Genomic DNA, 15,367 nt, shown 5'->3' on the forward strand with positions numbered 1-15,367 from the left:
GATACTACGTCTGAATAGCTCGTAATTCTTTGGGGAGGGGAAATCGAACTGATTCCTTGCGGACAATCGCGTTTTCGATTTCTGCCTGATATTGATCTTCCAGGAATTGAATCAGTTCCTGCACAACGACTTCGGGGGCACTGGCACCCGCTGTGATCAGAACCGTTTCTGCCTGCTCGAACCATTCCGGTAGTACTTCTTCTACTCCATCGATCAGAAAGGCGGGCTTGCCGGCAGTCTTACCAATTTCCATTAATCGCTTGCTGTTGGAACTGTTCTGACTTCCGAGGACGAGTACCAGGTCCACTCGTGATACCAGTTCAGAGACTGCTTCCTGACGATTTGTGGTGGCATAACAGATATCTTCCTTCGGTGGACTTTCGATGGAAGGATATTTTTCCTTGAGACTGCGAATCACGCGGCCCGCTTCTTCCACACTTAAAGTGGTCTGTGTCAGAAAAGCCAGTCGCGCCCCGTCAGGAAATTTCAACGCAGCGACTTCCTCCGGTGTTTCGATCAGAGTAATGCTTTCGGGAGCTTCCCCCATTGTGCCAATGACTTCGTCGTGTCCCTCATGACCAATCAAAATGATATGATAACCAGCGTCCGCATACTTGATGGCTTCGGTATGCACCTTGGTCACCAGCGGGCAGGTTGCATCGATCGTGCGAATTTTGCGTTCACGTGCTTCGTTTCGAATCACCGGGGACACACCATGCGCGCTGAAAACCAGAATAGAATTTTCCGGTACTTCACTCACCGCATTGACAAAAGTGACCCCCTGATCCGTAAAACGATTCACGACATATTTATTATGTACGATCTCATGATAGACATAGACATTGCTGCCAAAAATGCGAATGACTTCTTCAAGACATTCGATTGCCATATTCACACCCGCGCAGAAACCGCGGGGATTCGCCAGAATTACTTTCATTGATTTTGTTCCAGTAGCACAGAAATTCGATTTCTTATTTCTGTTGAGGGGCGTCGTGTCCCAATCCCCAAATATTGGCAGAGGTGAAGTCCCGTCTGCAATGATGTGAAGCGTCAACGCTATCAGAAGCAATCCCTCTGACTGCCTCAGCTTCTATTCTATGCTGATCACGAAGCGAAACCAGATCCGGGAAGTTGATTTTTCCCACTTTCAACAAAGGAAAACCGGTTTTTTGCTTATTTCGGGCGAGAAACAGATGCTTTCACCAACTGCTGGCAGACTGACACGCGCAGCGACACACCATGTCGGGTCCAGATCAGTAAGTGATTTTCTGAAAATCAGTCTTATTCTACCGTCACACTTTTTGCCAGATTACGTGGTCGGTCGACATTACACCCACGCTGGAGCGCAATATGGTAGGAGAGCAGTTGTAAAGGAATTGCCGTGACGAGAGGCTGAAGAAAATCATCGACATCGGGAACATAAATCACATCGTCGGCAATATCAGCAATCTTATCATCTCCTTCGCAGGCGATGGCAATGACCGGTCCTTTCCGTGCTTTGACCTCTTCCAGATTGCTCATGACTTTGGGGTAAATCTGTCCGCGGGGTACGATAAACACACTGGGAGTAACTTCATCCACGAGCGCAATCGGACCATGCTTCATTTCAGCAGCCGGATATCCCTCTGCATGAATATAACTGATCTCTTTGAGCTTCAGCGCCCCTTCCAGGGCACCAGGGAAATTATACAGGCGTCCCAGATACAAAAAGTTATTGAAGTTACTGTACTTCAATGCGATGTCCTTCACCTGATCATTGCATTCCAGACATTTACGGATCTGATCGGGTACCTGATGGAGAGCATCAATAATTCGTTGCCCGGCAGGATGGGAGAGATGCCGCATCCGTCCCAGAAACAACGCCAATTGAATCAAAACCATCACCTGTGAAGTGAATGCTTTGGTCGAAGCGACCCCCACTTCCTGACCGGCGTGCAGGTAGATTCCGCCATCAGCTTCACGTGCAATGGTGGACCCGACTACGTTACAGATCGCCAGAGTCGGATGCCCTTTCCGTTTACATTCGCGCATTGCTGCCAGCGTATCCGCAGTTTCACCGCTCTGCGTGATGGCAAAAATCATCGTGCTGTTAGACATCGGAGGATTGCGATAGCGTAGCTCACTCGCATACTCAACCTCAGTCGGAATCCGGGCAAACTCTTCCAGCAGATATTCTCCCACCAGGCCGGAGTGCCAACTGGTGCCACAGGCAGTCAGTACGATGCGATCAATTTTTCTCAACTGTTGTGCAGACAGATTCAAACCACCAAATTTCGCAGTCGCTTCATCTTCATCCAGACGACCACGCATGGCGTTTTCTAAAGCCTGGGGCTGTTCGAAGATTTCCTTCAGCATGTAATGCTCAAAGTCACCCAGTTCTGAATCAACACTCACCTGATCGAGAGTCTGAATCGAAAGTTTCTGCTGACCTTCATCACGGTGAAAGATTTCAATCTCATCACGGGTGAGAACAGCCATCTCGTGATCGGAGAGGTAAATGACTTCGTCGGTATAGCCAGCCAGGGGGGTCGCATCACTGGCAATAAAATGTTCGCCTTTACCGACGCCAATCACCAGCGGACTCCCCAGTCGCGCGGCGATCATCGTGTCCGGGAGGTCCCGAAACATGACAACCAGGCCATAAGTTCCCGTGAGTTTTGTCAGGGTGATTTCCACCGCTTTCAGATAGGTGGCCAACTCTTCCGGGTCAGAACCAAATTTGATTTGTTCTTCCAGATGATGTGACAGCAGATGTGCTACAGACTCGGTATCCGTCGTCGTGCGAAAAACGTATCCCAGCCCCTGCAGTTGTGACCGCAGCGAGGTATAATTTTCAATCACTCCATTATGAACGATGACCACATCCTCATTCCCTCCCAGATGGGGATGCGAATTCTGATCGTTGGTTTCTCCATGCGTGGCCCAACGGGTGTGGCCGATACCTGCCGTACCGGAAACCGGACTCGACTTGTAGAGGGACGCCATCTCAAGGACGCGTCCTTTTTTCTTGCGAATCTGGATTGAAGAACCATCATGAACAGCAACACCGGCGCTATCATAGCCTCGATATTCCAGTTTCTGCAGACCCTTGATCAGAATAGGCCCGGCCTGTCGATGCCCGATATATCCGACTATTCCACACATGTTTCGCGCTCCATCGCTGGATGAGGGAAATTAAATATTTTGAGGACTCAGCGCATTCCCCCATCAGTCTGATAGCCTGTCATCCTTGTTCAAGTTACCAGATCGCAGAAATGAAAGTGGGAAGCTCTTAAGTCTTTAAATTGCCTGCTGCTAACAGCTAGATCGCATCACAGTTAACCATCGCGACTCTCAATCTAACATACTCGGTCCAAATGGCCCTGGAGTCGCTACAGTAAAACTGGACACAGCCTAGAAGTGCGGGAAGATAGCACAAGATTCGAAAACAAGTCAACCACGATTCCGCAAAGTTTCGCTGAACATCTGATCTCACCTGATTAGTTAAAATACTGTAAGAGATAAACTTACAGAAATGCTCCCTCAATCGGGCTGATCGACTTCTGTGGAGAACTGAACTCGTTCTGCCGCCAGTCGCGCGACCGCAAAGGCACAGGCAGAATCTGAAATAGATCGGTCAAATATCTCAGCGACATTAGTGATCATCGCCTGAGCGAGTTGCGGATGAGAACGAACTATTTTTTCCGCGAGAAACACGGAACTGCCACTGATCAAGATCGTCTGGGGAAGGTCATCCATTCGGCTCAGAACCTGATTCAGCGCCTCGGTGACCTGGTCCTGCTGTCGCGTTGCCAGCCAGCCAGCAACCTCAAGCGCCTCTGTCTCACTGAACTCTGTTGTATCACAACAGACAGAACGGGCAATTCGAGCAAACGCGTTTGCCCGTGTCGCAGGTCTTCCATCCGCCGTGTCGACATCCTCTGGAACTTCTGGCATATTTTCGAGCAGCAAATAGAGATCTGCTGACGTCGCAAAACATTCCGCCGCCAGAGGACAGTTCTGCCCGCGCAACGGGACACTTTTCTCCAGCATCGCCAGCGGAGTCCGACGACCACCGGTATAAACCAGTTCCCCCGACAGTAATCGTTCGACATCGGTTAATCCCTCGGAAACCGGTAACCCGTTCTTGAGAGGAATCAGATCGGTGGTCGTTGAGCCGATATCGATCAAGAGGCCACTCTGATCAGGAATCATCCGCCCCAACCAGGTTGCCAGCGCATGCCAGTTGGCAGCAGCAGCCAATAAAGGGAATTCGCGCGCGATCTCTGGGGTCAGAAATTCTGCACCGGTCTGCCAGACCAGCACAGGCACACCTGGCACAGCCTGTTCAACGGCCGTCAGGATATGATCGACCCCGTCCGCTTTCGTCTGAAAACAGTCTGCCAGCTCACCGGTCATCGTCACCGCGATCAGGTTGGGGCGCTGGTAAGAGGTCAGTATTTCTTTTAAGGCTGACTGTAATAACAGGGGAGTTTTCCAGAGTTCAAACGACATCGCCCTGGCAGCGCCATCGCTGTCTGCTGACTTAATGTTCGCGCCGCCAATATCCAGCCCAATGACATACATGTTAAGTTTCTCGATTAAGATTGCGGTAGCAGTGAAGAACTTCCATCAGTTCGAAACCGGACCGTTTCTCCCTGATTCCATTCGATGTGGGGGAACTCTGCATTCGTATCAATAATCCGCGCCGCCAGATTATCATGTGTCAGCCTGCGATAACCAGTGTAACTGGTCGTCAGTCTCGTATTGATTTCCACCAGCACGGGTTCGTTCGGAGCATCATCTGGCATGAGAATATCAAAGCCCACATATCCCGCAAGTCCCGGCAGTAAATCACAGACTCGATTCAGTAAATCATGAATATTCTGTAACGCACTGACATCAACCTCCACAGGGATGATCCCCCCCTGATACTCAAAACCCAGCTCCCAGCTGATCTGCTGCTCACCCACGGGAAAAAACTCGCGATGCCCTGCTCTGATCAGCGCCACAGTCGAAAGTGCTCTTCCTGTCAGGAAAGGCTGTAGTAGAAACTGCTCCTCTGCAGATCTCAGCTGATTCCATCGTTTCTGTAAATCATCCTCAGTTTCAAACGTTTCTAGTCCGAGACCTCCTGCTCCACAACGATGTTTGATCAGACAGGGAAGCGAAACCATTGAGCGAGGCAGTTTTTCCGACAGTAACTGAGTTGGAATCACGGGAATCGAATGCGCTTGCATTAATTGATATAACTGCCACTTGTCTGCTGTTAGCCGGATCGTGTGGAGATCAGAGCCGATGACTGTCGTTCCACAATCCACAGCCTGCTGCGTTCGGCGGAACAGCAGATCCTCAAACTCTGGTGCGATGATAAGCACACAATCGGCCATTCGACAGGCTGCCTTGAAGTTCTCACCTGCCTCCCCCGGTGTATTGGCACGGAAGATTTGTAACCGTTCCCCACGGTTCGCTTCTTCCAAGGTCGGAGATGTAAGTGAGAGTGTCTGCTGCAAGCCTGTCATCACCCGAGAGTGTGGAAGCGCAAGCAGATCAGTAATGACCGCTTCCAGCATCGCAAATCCCTCTTCGAGTAATCCGGATTCTGCCTCGGTCAGTTCACAGGCACCACTACAGAGATATTCTGTCACAAAGATATTCAAAGCCGGTCCTTGCCACGTTTTTTATTTCCGAAACAGGCTCAATTGAACCCGCCCTTCAGTGTAACATTCAGTACAGCTGGCATTAATCATACGATACTAAAAGCAGCTTCAGTCTAGAAACTCAACTCTGCTTTGTTAATTGCCCTGACTGATCTTCTCCAGGTTTTTAGTCTGTTTTTCATAAGCTTCCTGTTTCAAACCATCGAGACCGATTCTGGCGAAAGAATTGCACTAATCACTGTTACAAATCACAAAGTCACCGTAATCGAGACATCGATGATAAACACATGATTTACATATAGATTCGCGCAATTACTATTATCAATTTCCTGTATATCTCTCCCTGTCACACTCAAGTTTTCGTGATAAACTTTCAGTGTATCGTTTTGTTTTTAACCAACAGGGATTTCCTATGCCGGGTAGCAGAATTCGGCCCTTATCAGGAGCCGTATCAATCCTACTGTTGCTGTTGACACTCTCGACAGCAGCCTGCTCTGCCCTTGCGCCCAGTCAACGTTCTTCCTGGAAACTGACTGATCCGCCTCCACTGGATCCCCAGAACCAGCCATTGAACAGCCCTGTACCTCAAACGGCTCCCCAGTCACGTGAAACGCAACGCGTCAATCCCCAGACGATTCCACAAAGACAGCCGACTGCCCCTCAACCCCAGGAAGATCTGTTTGCGGTACCGGAATCGCTCAACCGAAATCAGCCTCCTCAACCGCGCGACCTGCCCGATCAGGTCATGCCTCGTCCCCAGTTGAGAGCGCCCGATATCCAAAGTAGATCGAAGCCGGAGTCTTTGCCAAAGCAACCATCAGGCCCTATGATGACAGCACCTGCGACAGCAGGACCGCTGGAGATGACAGTTGACGTCATTCCCAAACGCCAGCTGGGAAGTGGCGCCACATTCTATCTGATCATCAAAAACACGAGTGATCGCTCCGTCAGAAATGTACTGCTGGAATGTGAGTTTGATGCCGCGCTGATGTTCCCGGGTCGCCGCGAAAAGAAAATCGGACAGCGTCTGGGAACATTGCAACCCGGCGAATCAAAAGAGATCTCACTGACACTCTACAGTGACATTCTGGGGAGTCACTGCTGCCGTTTCCGGGCATTGGCCGACGGTGATGAACTGGTCTGGAAATCGGTTTGTGTCGAATATGAAAAGAAACAACTGGACCTGTCTGTCATCGGCCCTTCTTCGCGTAGTATCGGCAGTCGGGCAGAGTACATCGTGAAACTTTCCAATGTTGCAAATATCGATCTGAATAACATCCAGGTCGCCATCTCTTACGATTCCGCATTGATCCCGCGCGAAGCATCCATTGGTTCCACTCGGGAACCCGATCAGTTGACATGGTCGCTGGATACGATTCGTAGTGGAGAAGGTGTGCAACTCCAGGTGGAATTTGAATGCGAAGTCGCCGCCGAACATGCCTGCATGCGCGTGAACGTCACCAGCCCGGAACTCCCCAACGAACAGGTTTCGGCCTGCCTGAAAGTCACCCCTGCTCAAGGCGTGCTGGATGTGCAGGTCCGCGATACCAAAGACCCGATTGCCCGCGGCGAAGAGACGGTTTATGAAGTCAGCATCGAGAACCGAGGTCTGCAACCGGCCAGAGACATCGTGCTTCAGGCAAAAATCCCGCGTATGTTTCGCGTTGTTTCTGTCGAAGCGCACCAGGGAAATCAGAAGCTCAATCTCAGACCGGAAGTGAATCAGGACATCCTGCGTGTCTCTCCCGTTCGTGAACTTCCCGCCGATGCCTTTCTGCGCTATACGATCCTGGTCAAAGCAATTGGCTCTGGTGACGGCGAATTTAACGTCACGATAACCGGAGCAGATGCGGAAAAGCTGGAAACACAAGTGACTGAAATCACTACTGTGAATCGTTGATCGTCTCTGCCGCTTAGACTGTGTCCAGTTTTACTGTAGCGTCTCCAAGGCCATTTGGACCGAGTATACTAGATTGAGAGACGCTATGGTTAAATGTGATGCGCTCTAGAAGCCCTGGCGATTAATCCTGCTTGACATGTTCCGGAAAATCGCGTTCATAACGTTTCACCAGCGCATCCATATCAGCGGGAACGAGATAGATCTTCCCGCGAATGGTTTTTGTCTCTCCCGGCTGCAGTCCTCCCAGGCGAAAATCGGCGTGCAGACAGCGAATCACGCCCTGGAACAGTTCCTGGTACGGCTCAAACGCGGTTGCAAATATCCACTGACGATCGCCGCTGTAACATCCAATCAAGCCGTTACTGGGTATCTCACTGCTTAACGGTCGAGGGTTCACATCGGTGCGAGGCACATTCTGCGGACACCAGACCTGTCCGGGAATATAGCGTGCTTCTGTCGCCCAGTTGCGGGTCGGCATGAAGGCCGGCTTCCCATCCAGAAAGACAAACGATTTTTTGATATAGGCGTATTTATCATCAGTCGTGGAAGCTCCCAGGCCCGCAAATTCACCCACGCGGATACAGGGTTGTGCCCAGTGGGCTTCGGAGCGTTGTCCGGTCGGATTGTGCGCCACCAGTTGAAAGTCAACCTCATCCCCTTTCGCGGTAATCGTATGCAGTACAGTCACACCATCGGCTACCGTGCATTTCAGTTTCAGAACGGTCTGGTCTTCGTTCAGGGAAAGGGTCTGTGTTTCATGTTTGATCACCGTATGTTTGCCCCAGTCGGCATCAGTCGAATTTGCGCGACAGTAGGCTTCCAGATAATTGATGGGGATCTTTCCCCCTGGTATATGATCGCCGTGAATATACAGCATGTTTTTTTCGCGGGAGAGTGTCAGACGCGGTTTCCCTTTTTCCAGGCTTGTTGACTTTTCATTCCCCTGGCAGACGGAATCAGCAAAACACAGGCAGGAACCAATTAGAACTCCCAGCAGCAAAAGCGAATTCGCGAGCGACTTCATCACTTCCTCCGGTTTCAAATTTCAATGTGTAGTACTGTCAGATCATCTTTTTAATATGACTATATAAAAACAACCGAAGTGCAAACCACACTCCGGTTGTAGATTCAAATTCGATTGTCGGCCACTTTTATACGAATGGAGTCACACCGGGCGTCGCCACTTTGGGTTCGGGAAGAGACATGGTCATGTCGTATTTCTCGGGAGACAGGTCTTCCTTGGAATTCATGGCCTGTTCCCAGGTGAGCGTCTTTCCTGTGTATGCTGACATGCGGGCGATAATGCCCATCATGGAGCTGTTCGCCATGTAATCACCGTTATTGATGACTTCGCCATTTCTGAGGGCCTTGTACATCGCATCGTGTTCCAGTTGATGCATATTGGCACGACGGCGGGCGCCTTTCCAGGGGTTCTTACCTTCGATCTGGTATTTCATCAGCGTGGCAGTTCCTTCGGTGCCCGACACAGTATCAACAAACAGGGAACTGCATCCCTGCTGATGTCGAGTGGACGCGACAAATTTCGCTCCATTGGCATACTCGTACACAGTACTGAAGTGGTCAAAGATCTGACCGTAGTCTTCACCGGTTCGTGTCTGACGTCCGCCTGTACTGTAGCAGCGGACAGGATATTCTCCCATTACCCACGACTACTTATCCAGTTCATGCACGAACTGCTCGGTGTTGAAGTCGCCCGACAGCCAGGTGTAGTAATACCAGTTACGCATCTGGTATTCCATATCTGACCATTCCGGCTTGCGTTTCACCATTTTGGCAACACCACCCAGATAGCGGGTGCTGTGCAGGGCCACAATATCACCAATTCCACCTTCATGAATTTTATCGACCATCTGCTGCATACCAGGCTCATAACGCCAGCAGAGACCGGAAACGATCGTCAGATTTTTCTTTTTGGCTTCGGCAGTTGTTTTCAGTACAGAGCGAATCCCCGGTGCATCGACGGCAACCGGTTTTTCACAGAACACATGCTTGTCAGCATCGATGCAGGCCTGCAACTGCTGGGGTCGGAAATGAGGGGGCGTCGCCAAAATCACCAGATCTACACCAGAATCAATCAGTTTCTGAAAGGCGTCAAACCCGACAAACTTATGATCGGCGTCAACTTTGACGCGATCCTGAACCTCAGTCTTCTTCAGGTTCTGATAACTCTGTTCGAGATGATCACCAAACGCATCCGCCATTGCAACCAGTTCAACATTTGAATCAGCTCGTAGCGTCTGGGCAGCAGCCCCGGTTCCTCGACCGCCACAGCCAACCAGCCCGACTTTGATCAATTCGGTACTGGCAGCAAAGGCACCAGAAGTTAACGCCGGATTTACAACCAGCCCCGTTGTCGCCAGCGTGGCCAAAGACTGTTTCATAAATTTACGGCGGCTCTGGTTCGACTGTGGTTCAGATGCATTTTCGGACATGGAAAAGACCTTTCATTCGGTTGGTAGACAGTTTCAGACTCTGTATCTACTACGCAATTAATAGTTGAAAAACTAACTACAGGCAGGATTATTTGAAGATGGTCATCAACCAGCACGGCTTTATAAATGACCTGTATTTATTATCAGCCGTATTTCAGGCAAGATCAAGTGCACGATCCATGCGATCCGAAATATCCTGCAATCTTTGACGATCGCCTCCTTTGACTTCGGCAGTCGCCCAGCCTTGCGTGTAACCGATGTCATTCAAAGCTTTACGCACTGCAGGCCAGTTGCAGTCACCTTCATTAATCTCGACCTGAAACCCTTTCCAGAGCCCTTCATCTTTCTGTTTCTTGCGACTGTATTCTTTAATGTCAAGCTTTACGATGCGGGGACCAAGAATCCGAATCCACTGTTCGGGCCAGCCGAACCTTACTACATTTCCAACATCGAAATAAACGCCCGCCGCAGGGCTCTCCAGTTCATCGATGAAACGTGCCATTTCCAGCGGACTCAACAGAAAATTATTCCAGACATTCTCTACCAGCAGTTTAATGCCCTGCTGCTCTGCATAAGGCAAATGCTTGCGCAGCTTGGCCTGCTGTTGTTGATATACCACATCATACGGGTGCTTGTCATCGACACGCCCCGCCACGACCAGAACACTTGTGCCGCCGTAATATTTTGCCTGATCGATGGAATCTTTCAGCTCATCGCGGCTGCTGTTCAGAAACCCGTGAACCTGCACTCCCGTTGCATCAATGGCGCGCCTTACTTCTTTGGGATCCACTTTGGAGCGATAATGAATTTCCGTCCCCTCAAAGCCAAGGTCCTTCAGCATTTTGAATTTATCGAGCACTGAAACGGGTTCCGTAATCATCTGATACTTCACCGCTTTTTTGATACCGGTTTTTGGCTTTGCCGGCTCAGTCTCAGCAGCAAGTGAAACGCCTGTTTGCGACAATGTCCCTGCCAGCAATGCAGCCGAACCCTGTTTCAGAAACATTCTGCGCGAGGCCTGATGCGACAATCGCCGGTTTTCCAACTCCTGTTTTAACATGTTGCTGCTCCTCTGTTTTGAATTCAAGCTGCTGATCACGCTGATACTGAGAATATCGGTCCTGTCTGCAGTGCACAACTCTGTTTACTTTTCCGATTCATCTCCCGCGATTGGCTTTGACTTTTGCAGCAGCGTGACTTCGACTGCTCCGCTGTTATCTGCCAGTGCATTCCAGGCATCGTTCAAGCGGAAATAAACGGTCCCGCTCACGGGAGCCATCCAGCTGGTATTTGCACCAACCGGGTATTCTTTCATGATCGCATTGGGATAGGTCAGCTTCATGTCGAGATCCGGCTGAAGCATTATGATCAATCGCCCCAATGGCTGTCCGTTGAAATACTGAAAACTGATCCCTTCAGCGGTACTCTCCCAGGGCTTTGGCTCTTGCGCCAGAGTAAAGCGGCCAGTAGCGCTGATTTCATATACAACTCCCTGCGTCACACGAACGCCACTCGACTGCCAGCCCTGTTGGCTGTTTACCGTTGCTGTTGCACTCGTCTCAGGTGGCAAAGAAATACCGGTAGAGAATGTGACCGCTGCGTTTTGGGAATCGTAACCCGGTTGCAGATTCCGCGCAAACAACATCCAGGCATCATTCACTTTGGCATAATCATCGCCCAGCATGGCCTGGATTTTTTTCGGGAACTCGCTCCCCTGCATGTGATGGGCCAGTTCACGAAATGGTTTCGCATAGACAGGGTGCTTGTCAAAAAACTGACATAACGCCCAGGACCAGGCATACGCTTCATTGTTAAATATATAATCAGCCGGATGAGACCGCATGACTTCCTGTATCAGTTTCGGAGGTGCCTGTGCTACGGCTTCTTCAATCAGTGTAATTCGTCCCAGTCCCCCAAAGTCATTTTTGTTATGAGGCATCACGTTAAACTGAATCTTACCGTCTGAGTCCATGGTATGCGTCGCCATTGATTCCGCAATTCCCTCCAGATACCACACCGGAGCACTTATCTCGCCCATGATCATGCTGTAACAGTGCGTATACTCATGCAGCATCAGATGTCTGAGGTAATAAGGCTGACTCTGAGCGTCCATCCAGAACTGCGCCCCCTGATGCCGACCATTCACAATCGCCGGCAGCGAATCCAGAATCACGCCGGCTTCTTTGAACAGGGCTCGGTTCTGCATAATATAACCGGTAACCTGGAACTCGGTCCCTTCACGATCCGGAGGCAGCGGACCAAAATAGTCAGCCAGCGCGGTATAAGCCTGATCGATCACGGGCGGTAATGTGACTGCAATCTGGGGATCAATATCCGTGTACAATTTCAATCGCGGAGATTCATAACAGCGAATGCCTAACAGTTCCAGTCGTTGATTGTTGTGTACGGGTCTCTGATCACTGGGACGATATCTCGCCTTGTCCGGTTTCTGAAAATCGGGACTTGAGGTCGATGTAGTAGCGGGTGCGCTGTCCGGTTGAGGAGAAGCCAGTTTAACTGGTTGTGGCGCAACCGAGTCCTCTTTTTCTGTGCGCATCATTGGTTCACTTGCCTCAACCACCACATTTTCATCGACAGCAACTGAAGGCTCTTTTTCAGAGCTACAGGCTGCGAGCACACAGCCGGCCAAAGCCAGCCAGAAATAGAATGGTCCTCTGATACAATCCAACATGGAAGCAAGTCTATTCATATTATCTACAGTGTTCAGTTCAGGTAACGGATTTGAATCAACGCTGATCGATCTCTCCATTGTGACTGATTATGAGACTGGAGTCGAGGAACCTGTTCCAGGTGTGCCTGAGTTGATCAATTCGATCAATTATTGCAGAATGAGCAGAACAGTTCCTGATGGTTGAAACATAACTGTATCTTATCTTACGTAAGTTCAGTGCCGAATGGTGTATTGTTTCTACGTTTTTCTTACAGAGGATCCCCCCATGAGTGCTTTCCGTTACAGTCTGAATGCCAGTACAATCCGCACCACTCCTCTACTTGAAAAAATCCGCGTTACGACAGAAGCCGGCTATGAGGGGATTGAACTCTGGTTTGATGAAGTCGAAGCATACCTGGCCGCGGGTGGAAAACTGGAGACAATTTCGGCTGCCATTCAAGAATCCGGCCTGTCGATTCCCACGATGATCATGCTGCGAGACTGGTGGTCTGCCTCAGAAGAAGAATATCCGGCGGTCTTTGAAACCTGTCTGGAACGCATCAAAATCGCTGCCCAACTGGGGGTGGAATATGTCATTGCCTGCCCGCATCGTGAAGTTCCTGACTACGATCTCGGTGGATTACGATATCGGGAACTGCTCGATGCCGGTATGGAAGCGGGGGCAAAACCAGCAGTTGAATTTCTGGGATTTGTAGAAGCGGTTACTAAAATCGAAGATGCACTGCAGGTCGTCGAAAAATCAGGGCATCCCCAGGGGACTCTGGTTCTTGATCCGTTTCATGTATTCCGCGGCGGTGGAACCATGGAAACGATCGCGCAACTGAAGCCAACACAGATCGCCATCTCCCATTTCAACGACGCCGTCGACACGATTCCCCGGGAACAGCAAATGGACCCGGACCGTGTTTTACCCGGCGACGGGCACCTCGACCTGACTCACTACTGCCGGCTCTTAAAACAGATCGGTTACGACGGCTGGCTCTCACTGGAACTGTTTCGCGACGATCTCTGGCAGCAGGATCCACTCAGTGTCGCCAGACTTGGCCTGGAACGCATGCGGTCGATTGCAGAAAACGCCTGATCTGTCTCGCTACTCCATTTCACGATACGACTTGATTAGTCCTTTTGTTTTGCAGCGACAAAATCGGCCAGTGTACTCAGATTCTGGATGAAGACGCGTGTATCAATCGTACGCAGATTCTTTTTACCCGATGCTTTGAGATCGCCTTGTTTCAGCCAGGCACCTTCGGAGTTCAGGGAATCGATGGCTGATTTTGCCTTTGCCGTCAAAGAGGGAGTCAAGCGAACCCGACGTGTGGGAAACCGCATGGACGCCAGTTTCTCAGGTGAATCATCCAGCAGTCTACGATAACGGCCTTCCAGCGAATCGACACTGGAGTTAACGATGAAACCATAATGCGTGGGCAGATCATTGTCCTGATAGGTCAATTGATACTTTTTCGTAAAATACAGAGGACGATTGGTTTTTAACTCATAAAACCGGGCCAGCTTTCCGTCAGGCAGTTCTGACTTCTTTAAATACGCCAGCGCCGGTGGAATCGGTTTCAGATATTTTTTATCACCAGTATAAATATAAATCTGTATCAGGGTCTTGATGATACCTTGTGACTCGCCACCGGTCACGGCAGGGGGTTCGAACCTCCGGGCCCAGGCAGGTTGCATCTGGCTGTTATACTGCTGTGCCCAGGCAGGTTGTGGCTCGGGCATTTGTGCCAGAATAATGAAGTCTCCCGCTTTCAGAGCGGCCCGTTGATAGCGTTCATCCTGATACACATGATGTGCCAGAAACATCACTCCCACCAGATCTTCAATCAAATTGTCGTTGAACGTGTAGTAATCGAGATACTTTTCCTTACGAAACTCGCGCGGCCAGCTTTCCGGATAATTTGCTTTGATCACCGGATAATCTTTGGGATCAGGCGGACTGTCGAAACGTTGCGGCCAGCCTCCATTGGGATACTGGGCCTTCAGTAACGCGTTTAATGCATACATTGCTGCTTCATGAATTGATTGATCCTGAAATTTCAGTTCCTGGTCGATCAGAATCAAAAACTGTAATGCGGCCTGTGTCGTATTATCATCCAGTGTGGTTGTATTGCGTGCTTTGGGACCGCCGCCATTTACTCGATACTGATACGATTTGCGATCTTCGAAATCGATATAATAGTTCCAGCCCCCTGATTTCAGTTGTCCATTGACCAGGGCATATGCGGTTGCTTTCGCTGCTTTCAATAAATAAGGTTCTCTCGTTTTCTGATACGCTCTCAGATAAGCTTCGCCTACACTTGGTGTGCCCGGAGGCTGGACCCAGACACGAGAAGCAGGGGCCTGATTTTCCCCTTCCCGATCTTTGAGATCCTGACTGTACTTCCAGAGATAGCCGCCTTCGGTAGCAACCTGGCTCGTAAAATAATCAGTCGCCTGCTGCATCGCCTTGCGGGCAGCCGCGTCTGTCACTTCTGCACTCTGAAGATCTTCGGCGAAGCCAAAAAGGAAAACGGAACTGAGACAGGACAGCAAATACATTCTCATAGTTTGGCGCGTTTCAAACATGAACCAATTTCCTTTTCTCTATAGCTGTTGGACAGGCAGGAAAGAATTATCCTACAGCAAACAGAAATTAAACGGAAGCAATCCATTTCTTAATTTCCTTCAGTAATAC

Annotated in this window: 12 protein-coding genes; 2 read left to right on the forward strand and 10 right to left on the reverse strand. The window is 50.1% G+C overall.

What is annotated here, in order from left to right; all coding sequences use genetic code 11:
* Positions 1–4: 4 nt before the first annotated feature.
* The 4 genes from ispH to Pan161_RS22220 all read right to left on the reverse strand — a co-directional run bounded on the left by ispH (position 5) and on the right by Pan161_RS22220 (position 5,639).
* Positions 5–937 (reverse strand): 4-hydroxy-3-methylbut-2-enyl diphosphate reductase, encoded by a 933-nt coding sequence (gene ispH, locus Pan161_RS22205; protein ID WP_145230951.1) that lies wholly within the window; start codon positions 935–937, stop codon positions 5–7.
* A gap of 344 nt (positions 938–1,281) precedes the next feature.
* Complete coding sequence (gene glmS / locus Pan161_RS22210) at positions 1,282–3,144, reverse strand: glutamine--fructose-6-phosphate transaminase (isomerizing) (RefSeq protein WP_145230952.1); 1,863 nt, start codon at positions 3,142–3,144, stop codon at positions 1,282–1,284.
* A 378-nt stretch (positions 3,145–3,522) separates the two neighbouring features.
* Positions 3,523–4,566 carry a hydantoinase/oxoprolinase family protein gene (locus tag Pan161_RS22215; RefSeq protein WP_145230953.1) on the reverse strand — a complete coding sequence of 348 codons (1,044 nt, stop codon included), beginning with the start codon at positions 4,564–4,566 and terminating at the stop codon, positions 3,523–3,525.
* A gap of 14 nt (positions 4,567–4,580) precedes the next feature.
* Positions 4,581–5,639 (reverse strand): ATP-grasp domain-containing protein, encoded by a 1,059-nt coding sequence (locus Pan161_RS22220; protein ID WP_145230954.1) that lies wholly within the window; start codon positions 5,637–5,639, stop codon positions 4,581–4,583.
* A 412-nt stretch (positions 5,640–6,051) separates the two neighbouring features.
* On the opposite strand from Pan161_RS22220, the gene Pan161_RS22225 reads away from it, so the two are divergent.
* Entirely contained in the window at positions 6,052–7,539 is a 1,488-nt protein-coding gene (locus tag Pan161_RS22225; protein ID WP_145230955.1) for a COG1361 family protein, read from the forward strand.
* A gap of 121 nt (positions 7,540–7,660) precedes the next feature.
* Here the strand turns inward: Pan161_RS22225 and Pan161_RS22230 are convergent, their stop codons facing one another.
* The 5 genes from Pan161_RS22230 to Pan161_RS22245 all read right to left on the reverse strand — a co-directional run bounded on the left by Pan161_RS22230 (position 7,661) and on the right by Pan161_RS22245 (position 12,702).
* Complete coding sequence (locus Pan161_RS22230) at positions 7,661–8,563, reverse strand: hypothetical protein (protein ID WP_232103410.1); 903 nt, start codon at positions 8,561–8,563, stop codon at positions 7,661–7,663.
* A gap of 127 nt (positions 8,564–8,690) precedes the next feature.
* Positions 8,691–9,200 carry a Gfo/Idh/MocA family oxidoreductase gene (locus tag Pan161_RS31070; RefSeq protein ID WP_232103411.1) on the reverse strand — a complete coding sequence of 170 codons (510 nt, stop codon included), beginning with the start codon at positions 9,198–9,200 and terminating at the stop codon, positions 8,691–8,693.
* A gap of 9 nt (positions 9,201–9,209) precedes the next feature.
* Positions 9,210–9,992 carry a Gfo/Idh/MocA family protein gene (locus tag Pan161_RS31075; RefSeq protein WP_232103412.1) on the reverse strand — a complete coding sequence of 261 codons (783 nt, stop codon included), beginning with the start codon at positions 9,990–9,992 and terminating at the stop codon, positions 9,210–9,212.
* A 154-nt stretch (positions 9,993–10,146) separates the two neighbouring features.
* Positions 10,147–11,052 (reverse strand): sugar phosphate isomerase/epimerase family protein, encoded by a 906-nt coding sequence (locus tag Pan161_RS22240; protein ID WP_145230957.1) that lies wholly within the window; start codon positions 11,050–11,052, stop codon positions 10,147–10,149.
* An 84-nt stretch (positions 11,053–11,136) separates the two neighbouring features.
* Positions 11,137–12,702 (reverse strand): hypothetical protein, encoded by a 1,566-nt coding sequence (locus tag Pan161_RS22245; RefSeq protein ID WP_197995466.1) that lies wholly within the window; start codon positions 12,700–12,702, stop codon positions 11,137–11,139.
* Positions 12,703–12,949: 247 nt separating this feature from the next.
* Here Pan161_RS22245 and Pan161_RS22250 point away from each other — a divergent pair, with 247 nt between their 5' ends.
* The gene (locus Pan161_RS22250; protein WP_145230959.1) at positions 12,950–13,765 is read left to right on the forward strand and encodes a sugar phosphate isomerase/epimerase family protein; all 816 of its coding nucleotides are present in this window, start codon (positions 12,950–12,952) and stop codon (positions 13,763–13,765) included.
* A 35-nt stretch (positions 13,766–13,800) separates the two neighbouring features.
* Here the strand turns inward: Pan161_RS22250 and Pan161_RS22255 are convergent, their stop codons facing one another.
* On the reverse strand, positions 13,801–15,258 hold the full coding sequence (locus Pan161_RS22255) for a pectate lyase (protein ID WP_145230960.1): 1,458 nt from the start codon (positions 15,256–15,258) through the stop codon (positions 13,801–13,803).
* Between the last annotated feature and the right edge of the window lie 109 nt (positions 15,259–15,367).

Origin of the sequence: Gimesia algae (assembly GCF_007746795.1) — a bacterium.
GTDB lineage: Bacteria > Planctomycetota > Planctomycetia > Planctomycetales > Planctomycetaceae > Gimesia > Gimesia algae.

Bases quoted from the DNA above. Each gene is read 5' to 3' on its own strand.
- ispH (WP_145230951.1), bottom strand. From the start codon at position 937: ATGAAAGTAATTCTGGCGAATCCCCGCGGTTTCTGCGCGGGTGTGAAT.
- glmS (WP_145230952.1), bottom strand. From the start codon at position 3,144: ATGTGTGGAATAGTCGGATATATCGGGCATCGACAGGCCGGGCCTATT.
- Pan161_RS22215 (WP_145230953.1), bottom strand. From the start codon at position 4,566: ATGTATGTCATTGGGCTGGATATTGGCGGCGCGAACATTAAGTCAGCA.
- Pan161_RS22225 (WP_145230955.1), top strand. From the start codon at position 6,052: ATGCCGGGTAGCAGAATTCGGCCCTTATCAGGAGCCGTATCAATCCTA.
- Pan161_RS22230 (WP_232103410.1), bottom strand. From the start codon at position 8,563: ATGAAGTCGCTCGCGAATTCGCTTTTGCTGCTGGGAGTTCTAATTGGT.
- Pan161_RS31070 (WP_232103411.1), bottom strand. From the start codon at position 9,200: ATGGGAGAATATCCTGTCCGCTGCTACAGTACAGGCGGACGTCAGACA.
- Pan161_RS31075 (WP_232103412.1), bottom strand. From the start codon at position 9,992: ATGTCCGAAAATGCATCTGAACCACAGTCGAACCAGAGCCGCCGTAAA.
- Pan161_RS22240 (WP_145230957.1), bottom strand. From the start codon at position 11,052: ATGTTAAAACAGGAGTTGGAAAACCGGCGATTGTCGCATCAGGCCTCG.
- Pan161_RS22245 (WP_197995466.1), bottom strand. From the start codon at position 12,702: ATGAATAGACTTGCTTCCATGTTGGATTGTATCAGAGGACCATTCTAT.
- Pan161_RS22250 (WP_145230959.1), top strand. From the start codon at position 12,950: ATGAGTGCTTTCCGTTACAGTCTGAATGCCAGTACAATCCGCACCACT.
- Pan161_RS22255 (WP_145230960.1), bottom strand. From the start codon at position 15,258: ATGTTTGAAACGCGCCAAACTATGAGAATGTATTTGCTGTCCTGTCTC.